This window comes from Alteromonas sp. NFXS44 (genome assembly GCF_040148705.1).
Taxonomy (GTDB): domain Bacteria; phylum Pseudomonadota; class Gammaproteobacteria; order Enterobacterales; family Alteromonadaceae; genus Alteromonas.
The window spans coordinates 719,223-739,951 of sequence record NZ_JAGDEA010000005.1 but is presented as its reverse complement, the minus strand read 5'-3'; the positions used below and the strand labels follow the sequence as shown (position 1 = coordinate 739,951).

Below are 20,729 nucleotides of genomic sequence, written 5' to 3'. Positions count from 1 at the left end.
CCGGTTATGACAGGTGAATGGCTATTACCATTGCCGGTTCAGTAATTCAGGCACATATTTCGCCTCTACAGGGCGGGAATAATAATAGCCCTGATGGTAAATACATCCCTTCTCAAGTAAATATTCTACCTGCCCGGCTTCTTCTACCCCTTCAGCGACACAACGCATATTCAGGTTAGTTGCCATTTCTATGGTTGCCAGCACCAGCGCATCGTTACTGCCATCGGGCTCAATATCATCGACAAAACTTTTGTCGATTTTTAGTACCTGAAGCGGGAATTTTTTCAGATAACTCAATGATGAATAGCCGGTACCAAAGTCATCCAGTGCCAGTACAAAACCGGCTTCGATAAACCGGTTAACCTGACGGAGAGCACCTTCCGCATCATCCATCAGGATCCCTTCAGTAAGCTCGAAGCGCAATGCACTCCGTGGCAATCCGGCCTCATCCAGTAAGGCTTTCACACCATCAATATCGAACTCGGTTTTAAAGTGTAAAGCTGAGAGGTTAATTGCCACATACCCCTCAAAGCCGTCCGCATACCATGTTTTCAGATCCTCCACGGCGCCCTGCATAGCAGCACGGGTTACATCAATCACATAACGTAACTCTTCCAGTACCGGAATGAATTCGGACGGGTATAAAGGAGGATCATTGAGTGAGCAACGAAGCAGTAGTTCGACGCCAACAGTTTTGCCGGTTTTCGCATTAATGATGGGCTGATAATGATTGTAAAAACACTGTTCCTGCCAGGCCTTTTTCACCCTGTTTTCCAGCTTAAGTCTGTCACGGACTTTAGCATTCATATCTTCAGTGAAATAACTGAAGCCGGACACAGTATCTTTCTTCGCCGTATACATGGCCACATCCGACTGTTTCAGCAATTCAGCAGGCTCAGAGGCATCTTCGGGATAAAAAGAAATCCCCACACTGGCAGACACCCGCACTACTTCGTTGCCAAGGGCGATAGGGGTTTCTACGGACTCAATCAGATGACCGACAAACTCACCGACTCTCTGCCTGTCAGTAACATTTTCAGTCACAATAACAAACTCATCACCGCCCAGTCTGGCTACAGTATCGTCCGGTGATGCCAGATTCAGCATGCGGTTGGCAACAATCCTGAGTAATTTATCGCCATAATCATGTCCTAAAGAATCATTAATGCCTTTAAACCTGTCCAGATCGACGAACAATACCCCCACTTCGCTACCATGGTGATTGGCACGCTCAATGGCCTGTTCAAGCCTTTCGAGCAACAGTGTCCGGTTAACCAGACCGGTCAGACTGTCGTAGTTCGCCACTTTAATAAGCTTTCTTTCGGCGTTTTTCTGCTCCGTAATATCTGACATGATAATGAGGTAATGGTCGATTTTATCCGCATCAGTCATCGTGCCGGTCACAGAGACTTCAACCAGTACGTCATAATGGCGGCCATCAGCACCGGTGAGACTTTCTTCGCTCTTCCAGAACTCGCCGGCTTTCAGAACAGATAATTTTTCTCTTAACGTTTTACCCAGTCGCGGCGAGTTCTCAAACATACGATTCAGCTGGCGTTCCAGTCCCTTGTCGCTGTCGAGCCCGAATGCTGCACAGCATGAAGGATTCACAGCCACCGGCATATAGGCGTTGTCGAAAATCATTACCCAGTCACGGGTGTGCTGAAACGCGTCACCGAACAAACGCACCTGGTGTTGAGCCTGATGTAAGCGGATTTGCTGACGCTGCCGGTGAAAGAGATAACTGGCAAGTAAAACCAGCAGAAAGCAAAAATAAATACTGTAGGCCACCGGTGAACGTAGCGGCGGATACGGAATGGTAAAAGACAAAGAAGCCGGCAGCAGCACCACATCGTTGTCCTGCTTTAACGGAGACACATCAAAGTGATATTCGCCCGGAGACAGGAATGCAAATGTGACACTCCCATTCTTAGAGACCGACTCACTGACCACCGAATTTTCCCTGACAAGCTTATAGCGGAATGTCGTATCCCGGCTGTAACTGGACGACAACGCAGTGAACTGGATAGTTATGCCGTAATCGTCATGATTAAACGTAACATGTTCACCGTTAAGGTTTCGCATGGGTTCATGGATCATGCGGGAGTCCAGCAACACGTTGCTGATCACCATTTTTTTCACGCTACGGGCCCGTTGCGTTGCTTTATCCAGCAATTTTTCCGGATCAAACAACACGAATCCTGCCGTAGAACCAAATGCCAGACGTCCGTCACTAAGCTTTAACGCTGCGCCATCATTAAATTCAGAGACTCTGATGTCTTCTCCGTAACGGTACCGCTCTACGGAACCGGAAAGGGGTGAATAACGCCCGAGGAATCCATGGGTAGTAAACCAGATGTTCCCGCTTTCATCTCCGGTGAGGCTGTAAACAATGTCTGTGAACAACGACTCTGTTCCGTTCAGGTATGTTTTCACAACAAAGGTTTCAGCGTCTAAACCCACCATGCCGTAACTGGGAAAGCCCAGCCAGAGTACATCGTGACTGTCGACCATGAAGCTGGTAACAGCACTGATATTATTCCGTTCCTTTTCAGGAAACCGGTAGACATCGCGGATCCCGAAATCCGTAGTATCCACCATCAGTACGGCGTCTCTTACTGACAAGAAGATCTTGCCGGGGTAGCGCTTATCTGCGCCAAGAAAGGTAAAGGAATAGTTGGCGTTAATGCCTTCGATATCCAGCGGCAGAGATTCCAGTTTTTCTGTGGCCGGATCGTAGCGCCAGAAGCCCCGGGAAATAAAATAAATGCGGCCTTCGTTGTCCGTTGCTGTGCCAAAATTCCAATCGTTTAAGACTTTTTCAGCCTCCGGTGTATGTGCCGGCAGCAGACTGATTTTTCCGGTTTGCTTAGAGAACATTCGCAGTCCTCTGTATGTCTCCAGAATTAAATTGTCACCCGGTGCAGGATAGATATTCATGATAATACTGACATCGCTGCTGTTGGCGATATCATTTTCACGAAGGAAATGCCGGCTTTCTTCTGTTTTAAGATTGAATGCTGTTAATCCGTTTTTGGTACCCACCCAGAGAATGTCGTCTTCCTGCAAAAATGACCACACGGTGTTATCTGCCAAGACCGGCTTATCGTCACGAATGGTGTTCTGATACGTCTCGATACCTAATGGCTTGGCATACCAGAACAAAAGACCACCATATACACTGCCCATCCATAAGTTCCCCTGCTCATCTGACAACAAGCTGCGGATACTTTTGTCAGCCAGCGCAATGATGCCTGCATGAGGATAAAGAATATGGCTGTTTTGCCACTGGTCATTTTCACGATACAACCTGAACAGTCCCAGGTCTGTGCCCAGCCAGTACTCTCCGTTACCGGCCGGTGTCATTGTCCAGATATTGCGATCTTTAACGACACGGCTGCCCTGAACCTCAATAACATCACCATCTTTTTTGGTAAGGTCAGTCACCGGGATTGAAAAGAGCCCCCCTACCGTGCCGATAAATAATGTATCCGGAGATGGGGTATATAAGATTTTTGTATTAACAGAAAGATTGGAGATATCGCCGGCAGGCAGATAGTTGAGAGTTTTAAGACTTGCCAGCCCTTTTGACAGTGACATAACTTCCAGGCCGTAACTTGTGGCGATAAAGAGCTGGTCGCCCATACTCTTTACATCCCTGATTACGTTCCCCTCTTCGATATGCTCTTTGGTAAGACGATACAGTTCAGTACTTTCACCGGTTTGGGGATAATATCTGATAATGTGCTGTTCCAGCGCTACCACCATAGAACCGTCCGCCAGTTCTTCGAAGGCATCAGCACCCTGCGTCCAACCTTCTTCATCAAAATAACTGACTCTGCTGACCAGTTGGTAACGGTTACTGTTTAAATCAAAAAAATAAACGCCGTCAGAATAAGTGGAAACCCACAGACGATTGCTGCTGTCGACAAACAAATTACGGATTTCGTTGTTGACGAACAATCCGTCAGGACCTTCCAGGGTAACAAAGCGGTAACCGTCCCAGCGGCTCACGCCCCCTTCTGTCGCCACCCAGATAAATCCGTCACGGTCGCGCACGATATCCTGAACCTTGTCCTGAGCCAGACCATCGGCGGTACCGAGCTGTAAAAAAGTGGGATCTTCGATAAGAGGAGCGGCATTCACCGTGCCAGTAAGAAAAAACAGGATAAAAAACAACAGTGTCATTAATCGTTCCCTGATGTCCGGGAACTGGCGCATTATTTTCATTGTTATCATCAGGTGTCGTTTCACTTCGACATGAGAGGCCTCAGCGGGCCTGACAACTTCGCCGTGCACCGTTTTTTTACCGGTCAGACACAGCGAACCGCAATTGCTATTTGTCTATGGTGTGCAGTTTAACGATTCTGCACATAATTGAAAGCGGCACTGCCTGACCTGAGGATAAATTTACATACCTCATTGAAAAATAAGAAGCTGTTAATACGTGTCAGTCCTTTTCCCTGATAGGGATCCGGCCGGCTTTCACCGCGCCGCGTTTGATACCGGCCTGAGGAGCGAGGCGGTAAAGATCACCATTGGTGCCCACATAGGTTTTCCGGATACCGCATGATTTTGCAATATCTGCATGGGCCTGCAGATGTGCAGCTTCGCCATGTACAGGAATGGCAATTTCCGGCTTCACCCAGTGATACATAAGCTTAAGTTCTTCAGCACAGGGGTGACCGCTGGCGTGAACCGGCAACGGGCTGTCTTCACTGAGCAACGTACTGACTCCCATGGCTGCAAAACGGGACAGCAACCGCTCTACCGGCTTTTCGTTACCGGGTATCACTATGCTGGAAAAAATAACATGGTCGCCTCTGGCCAGCTCCAGTTGCGGATGACTGTTTGTTGCCAGACGGGAGAGCGCAGCCCGGGGCTCTCCCTGGCTGCCTGTTGCCACCACCAGCACTTCTTCGGGTGGTAAGTAGCCAATATGTTCAGGATCTGCCAGCGTAATATCTTCCGGCCAGAAGCCCTGAGCCCTGGCAATGCTGACCATGTTGATGAGTGAGCGGCCAAGCAGGGCAAGGTAACGCCCGGTCCGTTGAGCAACCCGTGCCAGAGAAATCAGTCTGGCGATGTTACTGGCAAAACAGGCTACCACTACTCTGCCCTTCAATGGCTTGATGACTGATAACAAGCCATCGAAGCAATTACGTTCAGACAGTGACATGCCCGGCTTCAATGCATTGGTAGAATCCCCCACCATAGCCAGAATGTTCTCTTCTTTCAGTGCCTGATAAAGCGTGTGCTGAAAAGGCTTGCCTGACACAGGCTGCGCATCGATTTTCCAGTCAGCAGTATGAAAAATTTTACCTGCTGAGGTGTCTATCAATATGGCGTAGGGATCAGGAATGGAATGAGTAATAGCCAGCCAGCGCACGGTGAAAGGCCCAATCGTGTGGGTGCTGTTTTCCGACACTTCTATGATAGGCACCCGTCCGGCCATATTTTCCCTTGCCAGTTTGCGGCGCAGCACTTCGGCAGTAAACGGCGTGGTATAAACAGGACAACGAAACCGTTGCCAGATATAAGGAACCGCACCGACGTGATCTTCATGAGCATGGGTTATCACCAGCCCGGCCAGTTGCTCTTTGCGGGAGGTGATAAATTCCGGGTCCGGCGCGACGACAGAAAATAAGGCATCTTTTGTGACGCCCGTTTCAGCAGCCGGATACAGAGACTCATTAAAAGAGACGCCGCAATCCACCATTAACCACTGTCCGTCGTGTCCATAAAGATTCAGGTTCATGCCAATTTCACCGGTACCGCCCAGCGGAATAAACCATAAATCATCTTTTGCCGGATTAAGTGAGCTGATAATCACCTCCCCATTAAGAAGTAAAATAAAAACGGCCTGTCAATCACAGGCCGTACGTAGTCAGAACGGGCAATTATTTCGCGATGGTCATTTCATCAATGAGATTGGTTGCGCCGTCTACATATTCCATTACCCACAGCATGTATCGCGCATCAACATGAATAGTACGTGTTGTACGGGGATCAAAATCCCAGTCTGAGTTAACACTTTCAAATGTACCGTCGAACAACAAACCAACCAGCTCAGCGTTGGCATTCAGCGTTGCGGAGCCTGAATTACCGCCGGTGGAATCCAGATCGGTAAGGAAATTGACCGGTACACTGTTAATACTATCCAGTTTATAAGGTCCGTACTGCTTTTCTTCAATCAGCGACAACAATTTTGCCGGTGCATTGAAGGGACTTTCCCCGGTGTCTTTCTCTAAAATACCTTCAAGACGGGTAAACGGTTCATAGATTAAGCCGTCTTTTGGCGAGCCGCCGAGTACATTTCCATAGGTCACCCTCAGTGTACTGTTGGCATCAGGGTACGCCAGACTACCTTTTGATTTCTGCCAGTCAATAATGGCTTGCATGTACAAAGGCTGCAAGGCAGCAGACTGCCCCTGCAGCGCTTTTGTGGCATCTTCGATTTGCATTTCGGTGTCATACAACGCCACAGCAAGACGAATGAAAGGATCTTTACTGCTCTCAAATTCACTCCGACCGGCCTTAAGCCAGTTCACCCGCATTTCAGTATCTTTCAGTGTAGTTTCACGATAAAAAGTATCCAGTACTTCATCCAGGTTTCCTTTATCAGCAGCGGCCTTCAGACCCATTGCATTATCAAAGGCTTTCACCCGGGCTTCTTCAGGCTGAGCTATGTAAAGCGAAATCATTTTTTTCCATACCGCTTTATCAACAGCGGCATCGAAGCGACGATCTACACGGGTCAGGCTTTCTTCCAGCCGTGAACGGTCCCGATCCTGAAAACCCGGTTCACGTTCAGCATCCGGTTTCTCACTTTCTATTGCATTGCGGTAAAGCTGTTTCGCCACTGACAATAACTGTGCACGGGACAAATTTTTATACCAGAAATTTTGCTTGTTATTTCTGATGCGCTCTTCCATGACGCTGTCCAGTTGAGTGATATTGTCAACCAGGGCATTTTTACCCTGCGACGTAAGCCAGGAAGTCAGTGCTTCTTCTCTTTCAGCGCGGCGCGATACCAGTCCCACCCGCTTAGCGCCTTCAAGTTGTCCCTGAGTATTTTTCAGGAAATTATTCAGGCTGGCGAGCAAGGCATCATATTTTATCCGCCCATCGCTGCCCTCTTCAGAGGCGCCCTTGATGGTATCAACCCACTGCCCCACCAAATCAAGGTACGTGGGATACAACCAGTCAAACGTATAGGAAACCAGTGAAAGTCTGGCATAGCGGTTTGTCGAACCGGGATAACCTGCGGCCATCACAAAATCGCCGTCATCCACCCCAGCTGCAGAGACCTTCAGTATTTGTGAAGGCTGATAAGGGACATTATCTTCACTGTAGTCTGCCGGCTTTCCGTCAGGTCCCACATAAGCGCGGTAAAATGAGAAGTCCCCGGTGTGGCGGGGCCACATCCAGTTATCAATTTCCCCGCCGTATTTCCCTGTGGACTCCGCCGGTGCATAAGCGATACGCACATCGCGTATTTCCATTTGCTTGATTAATTTATATTCCAGTCCCTGGAAAAAAGCCGGTACGGAACAGCGGTATCCGGGCTCTGCTTCGCATTCAGCAATAATCGCCTTGCGGCTTTGCTCGATGGCATCGTATCGTTCCCGCCCCTGTAAATCCTCACTGAGCATGCCGGTCACCTGACTGGTCACATCAGCAAAATCCACAGTAACGAACATGCGCGTGCCGGGTGCAGCCGGCAACTCATCTGCCAGTTCCTTTGCCAGAAAACCGTTTTCCAGATAATTGTTATCAGGTGTACTGTTGTACTGCACTGAGCCCCGGGCACAGTGATGGTTGGTAACGGCCAGACCCTGTGCGGAAACGAAGGAAGCAGAGCAACCGCCAAGGGAAACAATCGCGCCCATGGGAAAACCGGTTAAGTCAGAGAGTGTTTCAGGAGAAATCTCCAGACCGGTATTTTTAAGATCACCGGCTATTTGCGGGAGCTGTTCAGGGGTAAACATACCTTCTTTTGCCAGTGCCGGAAGCGCTGCACAGCAAAATGCTACTGACGCAGCAATGATTGTTTTTCGGGACATCTTGATTCCTTTGCTTTTTTCCGTCGTTATTCTACGTCCCTAGTTTACCCGGCAGACATCAGAATGGAAATTGCAAAAGTACTCTGGTTCGCGTTGAGACGCTAAAGAGTGTGAGAAAATGTGTCAGGAAAGAGCAAAAAAATAACGCCCTGTCAGATGCAGGGCGTGACTTTATTTAATGATGCAATTCAGCATTCAGTTGATCGATAATTTCGACCCATTCAGCATCCTCCAGCAACGCACTTCTCAAAAATGTAGCCTGTGCATCATTCCAGAAAGGTGCATCTTCAATGTGTCTGCTGTCGTTCAAACCCCGGTGTTTTTCGACAAAACTTTCCATCGCTTCATCGCTGTTGTCCAGACCCAGTTGAGCGAACAGATCCTGCATTGTGGGTTGTTGCAATAACATGCGCTGCTCCTTTTATTCATTTCTGATACGGTTTTAACGTAAGAGGCAGCCCCTGCGATCAGCCTTTTGCAGCGAGAATTTTCTCCGCCATAACATCCGGTTCAATAATCTCGCCTTCTTCACCCGGTACCGGGCAAACCATGACCACCAGCGCGTCTTTCAACAGGCCAGGTGTCCACTTTTGCATCCAGTCCTGCAGGGAAATGCGTAACGGCTCACAGTGAGACCATTCATCCGTAGCCCAGAGTGCAGCCAGCGCCTCATCAGGCCATACCGGCACACCGTCTTCTTCATCAGAAGTGAGCATCACACAACCATCGTCATCTTTTAAAATCCACACCTCGCCATTTTCAATGACGGATTCAACGGTGGCCTGAAGGCGTTTTTCAGCACTGACTTCCAGTAGAGGGTGAGATAAAGACATACATTTCCTTACAGAACCGGCAAGCGGTTATCTGACTTAAATTTATCAGCATCCGGCTTATCATCCTGTGTTTGATATTCCGGCTTTCCGTTACCCGATGATAATGAATCTGCCATGGGATTTCTCTCCACAGTATTACCAGACCGGACGACTGATCTTTGATGAATATAGCTGATATATTGGGTCAGACTTCTTTCCTGCAAGTCAAAAGCGTAAAGATTTGCTAACTGATTAATTAATTCACCGCGTTGGTGTTGCGGTAACACAAAGCTGGAAGCAGTTTTATCCTCCGCCGTTAAGCGTTTTTCCGGCCCAAAGGCTGCTGTTAACCGGCTGGCGGGCGTTGCCACTTCACGGTGAACTAACGTGTAGCCGGCATAGCGGTTTTTACCGGCGGACGCACCTGCGTTTCCTGCCGGCATGCCGGCAAATGCCCGTCGTATGGCCTGTTCCAGTTTATCCGGCATAAAATCACCTGCCACAAAGAGTCTGGCGTGGCTGGCCACCAATGTGTCAGTCACATAGTTGCGGATATCATCGCCGGTGATATTCAAAAATGAAGCCGCTTCCGGTTGCACTGTCCCGCGGCTTAAATTACCGGCCTCAATACCGGTGGCTTTTTGCAAACCGGCAATTTCATAGTTCCGCCAGTGTTCGGCTTTTGTTCTTGCCAGAATGTCTTCATCAATACCGTTATAGCGTACAGCCTGTGCCAGCACATTAGTCGCTTCTATAGCTTTTTCGCCGGACGTATCCACGCTCACCTGACTGGTACGGGCGCCGCTGACCAACTGGAGATCACCGTTAAAATCTGACAAAGCGGGATTTGCTGCCAGTACGTCGAAAGCCAGCGCAGGTAATCCGGGCAATGGTTTATCAGGATACCTGTTGGTATCAAACTGCAAATGTAAGGTGACGGCGGCTGTTGTATCCATGGGCAGCATGACCACGTTAAGGCCATTTTCCAGGGTGAACGTTATCGTGCGCTGAGCAACAGAATTGAACACTTCGCCGTTGGCAGGCTGTAGCTGTACCGCACTGGTAACAGATGAGGAATATTTCGCCGGAACTGGTTCCGCAGAGACAGTTTCAACAGAGGCTGTTAACGCCAATGAGGTCAAACACGCGATTACCAGACCCCATATTTTCAGACAACGCATGCTTTTACTCCTTCCATGGCCGCATATTCTGTCAGTCAATACAGTATTAATAGTGATTTGGTTCTCATCTGTGCTAAATCCGTCAGACACAGAGATAAACGGTAACTTTAATCCGCCAGCCTGGCGAAAGTTTAACCGTATGCAGGTATCATAACCCAAACAGAATTAAATTCCAGATTCAGACTGGTATTACGCCAGTCTGACGATGTAAATAAAAAGGTGAGTGACCGGACGATACCGGTAATATCACACTTGAGCGGATGTGAGTAAATCGAGCAGTGCGGGTAGCCCGGGACGTTTAACCGATTTCATTGTATTAAGATAAACCGTCGCAGAGAGATCCTCAAAAGTACTGACACAACGGAGTTCCCCGGCCGGTAACAGTTTTTTTGCAACCGATTCAGGTAACAACGCAAAGCCGCCTTCTTCAGTAAGGCTGCTGGCAGCCAGCCGGAGAGAATTTGTACTGAGTCTGGCATCACGGAGCTGAGGACTGATTTGCTGTAACTTATCCCTGACTTTGCTGCCCCACTCTACAGACACATAGGTGTTCGGCGCAGGCTCTTCTGCTTCAGTACCATAAGCAAACATAGCAAGGGGCTCACACAGCAACTCGGTACTCAGAATTTCTTCAGACTTCAGCGGTTCTGAAGACAATGCAATGTCGATGGTTCTTTCATGAAGCTGACGGGATAAGCTGTCCAGCGTAAGCACTTCGGCTTTTACAGACCAGTCTGGAAATGCCTGATGAACTTTTCCCAGCACAGACGTGAACCCCATTTCACTGGCCAGCTGGGTAGCGGCGCACACCACAAATTCGCCGGATTCGGCTTGCAGTTCCCGTTTGGCGTTTTTTAGCGTGTCGGTCAGTTGATGCGCGAAAGGAAGGAGTTTCTCACCAGCCTGCGTCAATTGAATACTGTTGCGGTGGCGTATAAATAAAGTGGTCTGAAAATACTCTTCCAGCAATTTAATTCTGGCGCTGACAGCAGATTGCGTCAGATAAAGATTCTCTGCGGCTTTACCAAAATGCCGGGTCTTAACAACTTCAAGAAAGGTAGATAAAAAGCGGATATCCATAGATGCTACACAGCGAGTCACGTTACAGGGTATACGGTCTCACAGCTTTCTATGGTTGTAAAACAAAAATGTACACAACGCATCAGAAAACTGATGCGTTGCTCAGATAACATTAATCGCGTGTTATCAGTAACTTTCCTGGTGAAGCCTTCGCTGTTTTTCGCGACGCTGGACGTCACGCTTTTGCTTAGTTTTCACCTGATGACGACGGTCCTGGCTTTTTTTGCCGTGAATGTCACCATCTTCTACCGAGTCCCATTCTTCACGGTGGTAACGATAGTCTTTACTCATTGCAGTCTCATAGTTATTGCCACATCTCCATTATCAGTGTGCTGACAAAAATGGGAAACAAAAATTAATCATCGTGACGATGAATAATTTCACTGAACAAAAATCAACCACCCTCTGTTCATGAGCTACCTCACTAGTGTAGCGTTAAAGGTCTGATTTCCCCGTTGAGCCCGTTTCCCGGACTGCTCACGGTGCTTGTCGTCCTGACAAAAGCACATTCAAAATTATTTATCTTAAAGGTAAAAAAAATTTGTTTCCCATGATGTTTTTATTGATTTAAAAGTCTGCTGAGTTTACTCCTTTTCGAGACTTCGCCATGAAAACGTTTGATATCCGACCAGCTCCAAAGCCCTTCATCGACAGGGTAAAATTTCCGTACGGTTTTAAAAAATCCGGAGACTTCAGTATACCTGAGGCCGACTTGCTGACCCGTTACGGTAAAACTTTGTGTGATCTGGAATCAGGCACAATACAACCTGAATCCGCTGATGAAAAACACTTTGTCGCTTTCATTTCCGGTACTGTTCCGGCTGAGAATGGACTGGAAAAAGCGTGGCAAAAGTACGTACACCTTGCCCGTGGAAAACGTAACTTCTACACGTTACACAGTTCGGCCAGCAACGCGGCCGAATTTGATGATGACTACTCAGACGAAACATTCGACGTCGCCTGATTCATCTTCACAGCCATCTTTATGAACCTGCCCGGTTTCTTTCACGGAACCGGTCAGGTTTTGCCGTTTTATTCACGCCTTAACTTTTTACTTTTTCCCGCAGCTTTTTGTGATCTTTTTAGATTGCCTGTACGAAACAGCATGTATACCCGTGCAATCTCAGTACTTGTAAGACCGGGATTTCACTGCGCTTATGGTTTAAGCAGGCAAAAAGGACAAAAAGATGATTGCTTTTAATACCCTGACAAAATTCGGAATTCATGCCACTGACGGCGACATTGGTCAGTGCAAAGATGTTTTGTTTGATGAGCAGGATTTCGTTATCCGCTACTTTGTGGCCGATACACACAAGTGGCTGCCCCTTGGCCGCAAAGTAGTACTCTCCCCCATTTCACTTACTGAGGTGAATGACACAGAAGAAAAACTCTATGTGTCTATGACCAAAGATGCTTTGAAAGAAAGTCCGTCCATCGACGATCACAAACCGTTATCGCGGGAATATGAAGAAATCTTATTTAAATATTTCGGTTATGGCTATTACTGGACGGGTCCGGGTGCCTGGGGCGACTTCTCACATCCTACAGAGCTTGTTGACCAGCAAAGTATGCTGGACGACATGGACACCCTTGAAAGCAAGCCTGAAAATCACTTACGGTCCTGCGAAGAAGTAAACGGATACGATATCAGTGCGCAGGGCGAGGACACAGGTCACGTATGTGATTTTGTCATCGACAAACGCAACTGGGCCATTCAACTTTTTATTATTGATACACGAAACTGGCTGCCCGGCGGGAAAAAAATTGCGCTCGCACCCGCGCTGATAAAAGATATCGACTGGTCGACGCATAAGATCAATGTGAACATGAGTCATGATGACCTGATGGCATTACCGGAAGTGGATGATGATCGCCTTGATGACGCCGACTACCTTGCGTCTCTGGCAAGTAAACCATTAATGACAGATCGAAAATAATAAAGGCGGCAGCCGCCGCCTTTATTCAATAAGAACCGGAGATGTCACTCTGCAGCACAGAAGAAACCATATAGCAGGCCTATAGTCTGCTTCACTCTGTCGTCAGCAAGACTATAGTAAATTGTCTGCCCGTCACGACGGGTGGCCACCATGTTGGCCTCACGTAAAAGTGCCAGATGTTGAGAAAGTACCGGCTGAGTTACCGGAATCCGGGTCAGTAAATCAGATACAGAAAATTCATCATTTAGCAGAGAACATAACACCATAAGGCGGGTTTTGTTCGCTAATTGCTTTAAATATCGCTCAGCCTCGGAGGCATGGGATAACAATTCTTCTGTGTCAATGTTGTTTGCAGTCGCTGTCATTAGTAGTACTTCTTTATTATTTATTTGTGGGTATTAAAGCGTAAATGATTCTCACTTATCAACAATGTTCATCGTAAATAACATGCGTTCCAAGGTATTACCACTGTTTATTTACCGCAAGCTATATTACATTTAGCTTATATTGTAAATGTTATCACTATCGGGGGACATGACTGTCATGACCCGACCATTTCCGGAGAATAACCATGCTGAAGACGATTCAGGAACGCATTGCTTCTATCACCCTGCCCTTACGAATTATCACAGCTCAAGAGGCAGCGTCGGAATGTGCCGGCAATGACGGCGTATTGATTGACGTTCGTGAGCCGGGAGAATGTCAGAACCAACCGTCTGAAAGCGCTATCAATTTCCCCAGGGGGGTATTAGAGATGAAGATGGCCGAAAAGTTCCCTGACGCCGCCAAACCGGTTTATTTACATTGCGCATCAGGGGTCCGTGCCAAACTGGCTGCAGAACAACTTGCATTGATGGGATACGAAAATGTCTCTGTCATCACCTGTCCTGTTATAGATATTTGTAAACACTTCCCTGAATGACGGAACGGCGCAACCGGCTGATAGCGTTTTATGCTTTCGTGTTTTACCAGCGTGCGCTCTGAGGTAAACTGATTATCAGAAACAGAAGCAAAATTACCTTAGTGGTTGATTAAAGACAGACACGGAAAATTATGTTGAAAGCAACGTTAGAGCAGTGGCGGATGTTTAAAGCCGTCGTGGATGCAGGTGGCTTTAATCAGGCAGCTCAGCTGGTACATAAAAGTCAGTCGAGTGTGCATCACGCCGTTCAAAAACTGGAAACAGCCCTTGGCATTACTTTATTTGAAAATGACGGGCGAAAAGTTAAATTAACAGAGGCCGGTGATTTGATGCTGCGCCGTGCTAATTTTCTCCTTGATGAAGCGCACAAACTGGAAGCCGTTGCAACGAACCTGCAAAGTGGCACCGAGACGCAATTACGCATTGCTGTTGATATTATTTTCCCGCCTACGCTTTTATATAATGTTTTAAATAAAGTCTCTCAGGAATATCCGCTTTTACGGATAGAACTGATGGAAACCGTACTTAATGGTGCAAATTCACTATTAAAAGCTGCTGAAGTGGATATTGCTATCTCACCTTTTGCTGTTAAAAACGGTTTCAGCGAAGATTTATGCGAAATTGAATTTGTTGCCGTTGCCCACCCGGACCATCCGCTGCATCAGCTTGAACGTGCGTTAACCGTAGAAGATTTGAAATCTCACCGTCAGATAGTGGTGCGAGATTCGTCTGCAGAACGCAAAGCCGAATCCGGCTGGCTGGGTGCCGACCAACGCTGGACAGTAAGCCACGTACGTACATCAATCGACATTATATGCAAAGGTCTGGGTTTCGCATGGCTGCCACTGGCTATTATCAAGCCACAGCTGAATCAGGGACTGTTGAAACCACTTCCGATGGAGACCAGCGGTATACGTAAAGGCCTGTTGTATCTTTGTTTTGAAGACGGAGACCGTCTCGGACCCGCTGCCCGAGCTTTTATTGGCGAACTGCGCTATCAGTCAATGAATCTCCCCACAGCAGAGGCGGAAGGCTTTTTAATTCGTTAAACAGCACGCAAATCGGGCGCAAAAGTTGCCCCAAAAAGCGTAAGCAGGTATAACAAACAGGTCCCGTATAAAATAATAACAAAGGAGGGACCCGTGCCACATATCATCATTTATTATTATTCTGGAACCAAAGGGTCTGCACCTGAGATTCAGCCTTCCAAAGCGGATACCACAATCAATGCCGCATAGAGTCGAAATTCAACATAATAAAGCCAGCTTACGCAAACGGTTGCTGGCAGGCTCCACAGGCTTATCTATGCTGCTGATAGGCGTATTGTGCTACCTCGGCCATGGTATTCTGATTGAGCTTGAAACCGATTTTGAAAAACAGTATTTCGACAGCCAGATGCCTTTTATCAGCACCCTTGCCAGTCAGCCGGCCATCAACAAAAAACTCATGCCTGATGCGGTAATGGTGGTAAAACGGGGCTCAAAAATCTTGTATCAAAAGTCCGGCATAGCTGACCTTCCTGACACACTGACGGCAAATTCAGGCGAGCCGGTGACAGAATTTAACAATCTGCGTTTGTATATCCGTGAGCTGCCTTCAACCGCAGATGAAGCCCCGTTGACCGTTATTTGGCGCACAAAAGATCTCACTGAAATATCCTCACAGATCGTTAACACCCTTTCTCTCGCCGGTTTTATTACGTTTTGGGTTGCAGTGTGGGCTGCCCTGCTGATGTCCGCCTTCATTGCCCGCCGCTTTGAGCAGGCTAATAACACGCTGGAGCGACTGGCTCTTGAAGATGCATTGACCAAACTTCCCAACCGCAATGCGCTGCTGTCCGGTGATACATTCAATTCAACCCATGGCGCGTTGTTTTTTCTTGATCTCGACCGCTTCAGAGAAATTAATGATGCGCTGGGACACGCTATGGGTGACAGAATGTTGTTTGCTTTTTCACAGCGGTTAAAAAATATTGCCGGAAAAGGCGTTAAGGTATATCGCTACCGTAGTGATGAATTTGTTATCTGGCACCCTGATCTGCCGGCAGACGATGTACTCAGCCGCGCGTTTACCCTGCTGTACGATTGCCGTGAACCGTTATTTATCGGAAACAGTGCATTTGAGGTCAGTTGCAGTATTGGTGTTGTCTGCTTCCCTGAGCATGGTCACCATCCCGAAATGCTGATCAGGAACGCTGAAAACGCCATGCACAGGGCAAAAAAATTGCGTCTTGGCGTGCAAATTTATAATGAGAGACTGGCATATAACAGCACCATTAAAGTAACTTTGCGCAGTCAGCTTCGCTCAGCATTGCACAATAAAGAATTTGTACTGCATTATCAGCCCAAAGTAGAAATTGGCAGTGGCAGACTGGCAGGCGCCGAAGCCATTGTGCGGTGGCAGCATCCTGAAGAAGGACTACTGCAACCTTCGTTATTCATTGATTTGGTCGAACAAAGCGGAATTATTCATGCTTTTACCCGTTACACGGTGGAAATGGCGGTCAATCAAATCAAAGCCTGGTCATCCTGCGGGTTTGAATTACCTGTGTCGGTCAATCTGTCTGCTTATAATTTAATGGACAGCGCATTCATCCCCTTTGTCCGTAGTTTGCTGGAAAAGTCAGGTATTAAACCCGCCTTGCTGGAGTTTGAACTCACTGAAAGCGCCACGATGGTGGACATCGCGGTAAGCCGCCGTGTACTGTCAGATTTCAGAGAAATGGGCATTGCCACATCTATTGACGATTTTGGTACCGGCATGAGCTCATTTGCCTACCTGCGGGAACTGGATATTCATACTGTCAAACTTGACCAGTCATTTATTCGTGGTCTGGCTGACGGAAACCGTGACGCAAAAATAGTGGAAGGGATTGTGTCTTTATGCCGCAACCTGGGGATCGACGTGATCGCCGAAGGCGTGGAAACACAGCAACAAGCCAGCCTGCTGACCCGGCTGGACTGTCACATCGCACAAGGTTATCTTTACGGCAGACCCATGCCGGCAAAAGACATCCTTTCTGTGATGCAGGACGGTACTTGCCTGACATCACCGCAAAACCGCACTCACACCGGCGGTCACTGACTTTATAATTATAAAATAATGCGTGATCTTAATCCGCAGACACCCTGTAATACGTACATTGCGACAATAATTTTTACTAAAGGACTAACACAGTGCTGACTGTTTTACTTGTGGATGACGACCCTGAGTTTACCGAGGTAGCTTGCACAATTATCGAATTTTTGGGTCATGACATTCTGACCGCAGGCAACCTTGCTGAAGCCAGGGAATGGCTGGAAAAAGAAACCTTCGACCATGTTCTGCTGGATTTCATGCTCCCCGACGGCAGTGGCGTCCACCTTTTTGAAGAACTCGATGCCCTGCCCAAACGTCCCAAAGTGACGTTAATCACCGGCCATCCTTCTGTCCGCGGCATTATCAAGGGCCTGTGCGGACCAAATATCGATTATCTGGTCAAGCCCATACAGCGTGAAGAAATCGAAGCGGCCCTGTCCGGTAAAAAAGAAAAACCGGCTTCCGGTGGTAATAAAATTAAGAAGTATTTCGGTCATCTCATTGGCGAATCGGCGCCAATGAAAGAACTGTATAAACTTATTGAACGGGTAAGCCGCACCAGCGCAAACGTCATGTTGCTGGGTGAAAGCGGCGTGGGTAAAGAAGTGGTTGCCGCCTCAATTCATCAGGCCTCTGATGTAACCGGCCCGTACATCGCCACCAACTGTGGTGCGTTTTCTAAAGAATTGATCGGCAGTGAATTATTTGGTCACGAAAAAGGTGCTTTTACCGGCGCAGTGAACCGTAAGGAAGGGGTATTTGAACAGGCTGAAAGCGGTACGCTGTTTTTAGATGAGATCACTGAAATGCCCATCGATATGCAGCCTAACCTGTTACGGGTACTGGAAAATAAAGTGGTCATCCGCGTGGGCGGCACAAAAACTATTCCGGTAAACTGCCGTGTCGTATCAGCAACAAACCGCCGGATGGAAGAAATCGCTGAGAGTAAAGTACTGCGGGAAGACATTTATTTTCGTCTCGCCGTGTTTCCCATCACGATCCCGCCATTGAGGGAACGCAAGGAAGATATTCCGCTTCTGGCCATGCAATTTATTGAAGAATTTAATAAAGAAAACGATACCCGTTTTGAATGGGATGAAGCCCAGCTCGATACCCTCACAGCCTACGACTGGCCGGGTAACGTACGTGAATTGCGCCACTTTGTGCACCGTGCTGCCATCATGAGCGACCCGGACAAAACCAACATAGAATTACCGAAGACAATTGAATCTCCTTTCGCTAAAAAACAATCGACGACGACTGCGCTGGAAGCCGGACGGACCATTGAGGATGTGGAAAAAGAATTAATCTATGCCACTCTCGAGAAAGTGAACGGTAATAAAACACTGGCAGCAGAAATGCTGGGGATCAGTACCAAGACACTCTATAACCGTTTGCACGCATACGGTGATTTGAGCAAAGACGAGTCCTGAGGAAAGGATCCATGACTGATGAAAAGCTGGCGGTAATTGCAAAGTGGGTACATGATGCAAGAAAACCGCTCAACCGCATCTCCATGCAGGCCGAACTGGTAAAGATGGCGCTGAACGGTGATATTCCGGTAGAAAAAGCGCAGGAAGCGCTGGATAAAATTATCGTAAGCACAAAAGATTGCAGCCACGCCCTGACAGAAATGATGGATGAACTGGCCAGCGGCACGGCGGAATAATAATGTATGCTGAATAAAGTTGCTCAATCTGCTTACAGTTGGATCACGCTGGTTACCGTGGTCATTGTTATTATTACCGGTAATGCATTTTACGTTGTCAGTACACTGGATGAGCTTGCCTCTCTTGAGAGCAGGCTGTTCAGTACTAATCGCGTGATCAATGCTATCAATAAACTTCACATGGCTGTACTACGTGCTGAATCCGGGCAACGGGGTTACCTGTTAACCAAAGACGAAGCCTACCTCACAGATTACACCATCACCCTGAACAAGCTCAATGAATTGCTTGAAGAAGTTGAGACTGCGTCTGTGGAATCGGCTCTTCCTGAGCAGGAAGATAATATTGAAGATTTAATCGATTTGAGTAAGGCGAAGATTAACGAACTCATCACAACTGTTGAGCTTACCCGTTCAGGCGAATATGCCGAAGCACTGTCTATGGTCAATACCGATTTGGGCCTGAGCTTATACGATGAATTCGATTTACGTTATGACAGGGTAGATGCCACAGAAAGGGAGGCACAGGTTAAGCACCTCGACAGCCTGATGCGCCTGCGTTCGGACTCGGTAACTACCCTCATCATTTCCGGTATAACCACCGGCTTGCTGATTATTGCTATTCTTATCTTGTTGCGTCTTAACCTGCGGGAAACCGTTAAACATCAGCGGGATCTTGAAGAATACAACGAAGAACTGGAAGATAAAATTGAGGATCGCACGCAAGAACTCAAACTGTATGCTGATGAACTGTCAAGGAGCAATCGCGAACTTGAAGATTTCGCTTTCGTCGCCTCTCATGACTTGCAGGAACCGTTAAGAAAGATTCGCGCTTTCGGTAACCGTCTGGAAGCCGGCTATGCTGATGTGATGGATGAACGGGGAAGAGATTTTCTGCAGCGCATGCTCAATGCAGCTGAACGGATGTCGATGTTAATCAGCGACTTACTCGCCTTCTCCCGGGTGACCACAAGAGGTAAGGACTTTTCAGAGGTTGCCCTGTCTGAGATCCTCGACAATGTCACCAACGATTTAGAAATTGCCATTGAAGAATGCAAAGCAACTATCAATGCAGGCCCCCTGCCGGTGGCGCAGTGCGATAAAACGCAGATTGAACAACTGTTGCTCAATTTGATGTCCAACGCACTTAAGTTCAGATCTGAAGATGCCCCACCGGTTATTTCCCTGAATTCCCGTCCGTCTACAGAGGAAGAGCTCGAACCCATTTTATTGAAAGACGAATACGAATGGGTAACTATCACAGTTGAAGATAACGGCATTGGCTTTGAACAGTCTTTTGCTGAGAAAATTTTTGCGCCGTTCCAGCGTTTACATGGCCGAAGTGCCTACAAAGGAACGGGCATAGGGCTTGCCGTGTGCCGCCGGATTGTAGAGCGGCACAATGGCGTTATAAAAGCATTCAGTGAACCTGGCAAAGGATCGCGCTTTGTCATTACGATGCCTGTCAATGGCGAACCGTTTGCGACAAACAGCGAAGGAGTAGTAAAACATGTCTCTTAAACATGGCACCCCGATAAATATTCTGATGGCAGATGACGACGAAGACGATCGCCTGCTTACCCTCGATGCACTAAAAGAAAGCCGTGTACTCAATAACTTGTATTGTGTCGAAGACGGTGTCGAACTTCTGGAGTACCTTCGCCGTGAAGGAAAATATGCCGATCCGAAAGACTCGCCCCGCCCCAGTCTCATTCTCCTGGATTTAAATATGCCCAGGAAGGACGGCCGTGAAGCCTTACAGGAAATCAAGGCTGACCCGTCTCTGAGAGGCATTCCTGTGGTCATTCTGACAACCTCGAAAGAAGAAGAAGACATGCTGAGAGGCTATGATCTTGGCTGCGCTTCATATATTACCAAGCCGGTGAATTTTGAAGGCCTGGTGGACCTCATGCGGGCATTAGGACGGTACTGGATTGAGTTTGTAGAGTTACCCCACGATTAAGTGGTCAGCAATAAATAGTGCACG

18 protein-coding genes are annotated in these 20,729 nt (G+C 47.7%); 9 read left to right on the top strand and 9 right to left on the bottom strand.

The genetic code is table 11. The annotated features are described in order from the left end of the window. Positions 1-24 precede the first annotated feature (24 nt). The 8 genes from J3369_RS08575 to J3369_RS08540 form a co-directional block, all read right to left on the bottom strand. Positions 25-4,188: an EAL domain-containing protein gene (locus tag J3369_RS08575; RefSeq protein WP_349585788.1), complete on the bottom strand. Its 4,164-nt coding sequence runs from the start codon at positions 4,186-4,188 to the stop codon at positions 25-27. A 262-nt stretch (positions 4,189-4,450) separates the two neighbouring features. Next, a complete protein-coding gene (locus J3369_RS08570) occupies positions 4,451-5,758 on the bottom strand; it encodes a ribonuclease J (RefSeq protein WP_349586221.1) in 1,308 nt (435 codons plus the stop codon). Positions 5,759-5,900: 142 nt separating this feature from the next. Further along, the gene (locus tag J3369_RS08565) at positions 5,901-8,066 is read right to left on the bottom strand and encodes a S46 family peptidase (RefSeq protein WP_349585786.1); all 2,166 of its coding nucleotides are present in this window, start codon (positions 8,064-8,066) and stop codon (positions 5,901-5,903) included. A 175-nt stretch (positions 8,067-8,241) separates the two neighbouring features. Further along, positions 8,242-8,475, bottom strand: a complete 234-nt coding sequence (locus J3369_RS08560; protein WP_303574528.1) for a DUF2789 family protein — start codon at positions 8,473-8,475, stop codon at positions 8,242-8,244. A gap of 58 nt (positions 8,476-8,533) precedes the next feature. Continuing rightward, the gene (locus tag J3369_RS08555) at positions 8,534-8,899 is read right to left on the bottom strand and encodes a DUF2750 domain-containing protein (protein WP_303574529.1); all 366 of its coding nucleotides are present in this window, start codon (positions 8,897-8,899) and stop codon (positions 8,534-8,536) included. 8 nt (positions 8,900-8,907) lie between these two features. Beyond that, positions 8,908-10,059: a peptidase M16 family protein gene (locus J3369_RS08550; RefSeq protein WP_349585783.1), complete on the bottom strand. Its 1,152-nt coding sequence runs from the start codon at positions 10,057-10,059 to the stop codon at positions 8,908-8,910. A gap of 246 nt (positions 10,060-10,305) precedes the next feature. Then, positions 10,306-11,139: a LysR family transcriptional regulator gene (locus J3369_RS08545; protein WP_349585781.1), complete on the bottom strand. Its 834-nt coding sequence runs from the start codon at positions 11,137-11,139 to the stop codon at positions 10,306-10,308. Between the two features lie 126 nt (positions 11,140-11,265). Continuing rightward, positions 11,266-11,430, bottom strand: a complete 165-nt coding sequence (locus J3369_RS08540) for a hypothetical protein (RefSeq protein ID WP_303574532.1) — start codon at positions 11,428-11,430, stop codon at positions 11,266-11,268. 316 nt (positions 11,431-11,746) lie between these two features. Between J3369_RS08540 and J3369_RS08535 the strand changes: the two genes are divergently transcribed. Both J3369_RS08535 and J3369_RS08530 read left to right on the top strand, forming a co-directional pair. Further along, entirely contained in the window at positions 11,747-12,103 is a 357-nt protein-coding gene (locus tag J3369_RS08535) for a MaoP family protein (RefSeq protein WP_303574533.1), read from the top strand. Positions 12,104-12,326: 223 nt separating this feature from the next. Further along, positions 12,327-13,076 (top strand): PRC-barrel domain-containing protein, encoded by a 750-nt coding sequence (locus J3369_RS08530; protein WP_349585778.1) that lies wholly within the window; start codon positions 12,327-12,329, stop codon positions 13,074-13,076. Between the two features lie 44 nt (positions 13,077-13,120). On the opposite strand, the gene J3369_RS08525 is transcribed toward J3369_RS08530, so the two are convergent. Beyond that, positions 13,121-13,441, bottom strand: a complete 321-nt coding sequence (locus J3369_RS08525) for an ArsR/SmtB family transcription factor (protein WP_119500985.1) — start codon at positions 13,439-13,441, stop codon at positions 13,121-13,123. 206 nt (positions 13,442-13,647) lie between these two features. Here J3369_RS08525 and J3369_RS08520 point away from each other — a divergent pair, with 206 nt between their 5' ends. The 7 genes from J3369_RS08520 (at position 13,648) to J3369_RS08490 (ending at position 20,705) form a co-directional block, all read left to right on the top strand. After that, on the top strand, positions 13,648-13,998 hold the full coding sequence (locus tag J3369_RS08520) for a rhodanese-like domain-containing protein (protein ID WP_349585776.1): 351 nt from the start codon (positions 13,648-13,650) through the stop codon (positions 13,996-13,998). 131 nt (positions 13,999-14,129) lie between these two features. Next, positions 14,130-15,047, top strand: a complete 918-nt coding sequence (locus tag J3369_RS08515; protein WP_119500983.1) for a LysR family transcriptional regulator — start codon at positions 14,130-14,132, stop codon at positions 15,045-15,047. 178 nt (positions 15,048-15,225) lie between these two features. Continuing rightward, positions 15,226-17,082 (top strand): putative bifunctional diguanylate cyclase/phosphodiesterase, encoded by a 1,857-nt coding sequence (locus J3369_RS08510; RefSeq protein WP_349585774.1) that lies wholly within the window; start codon positions 15,226-15,228, stop codon positions 17,080-17,082. Between the two features lie 92 nt (positions 17,083-17,174). Then, the gene (locus J3369_RS08505; RefSeq protein WP_349585772.1) at positions 17,175-18,509 is read left to right on the top strand and encodes a sigma-54-dependent transcriptional regulator; all 1,335 of its coding nucleotides are present in this window, start codon (positions 17,175-17,177) and stop codon (positions 18,507-18,509) included. 11 nt (positions 18,510-18,520) lie between these two features. Further along, entirely contained in the window at positions 18,521-18,745 is a 225-nt protein-coding gene (locus tag J3369_RS08500) for a histidine kinase dimerization/phospho-acceptor domain-containing protein (protein ID WP_119500980.1), read from the top strand. A gap of 6 nt (positions 18,746-18,751) precedes the next feature. Next, complete coding sequence (locus tag J3369_RS08495; protein WP_349585770.1) at positions 18,752-20,263, top strand: sensor histidine kinase; 1,512 nt, start codon at positions 18,752-18,754, stop codon at positions 20,261-20,263. Further along, a complete protein-coding gene (locus J3369_RS08490; RefSeq protein ID WP_119500978.1) occupies positions 20,253-20,705 on the top strand; it encodes a response regulator in 453 nt (150 codons plus the stop codon). The genes J3369_RS08495 and J3369_RS08490 overlap by 11 nt, the downstream gene beginning before the upstream one ends. Positions 20,706-20,729 lie beyond the last annotated feature (24 nt).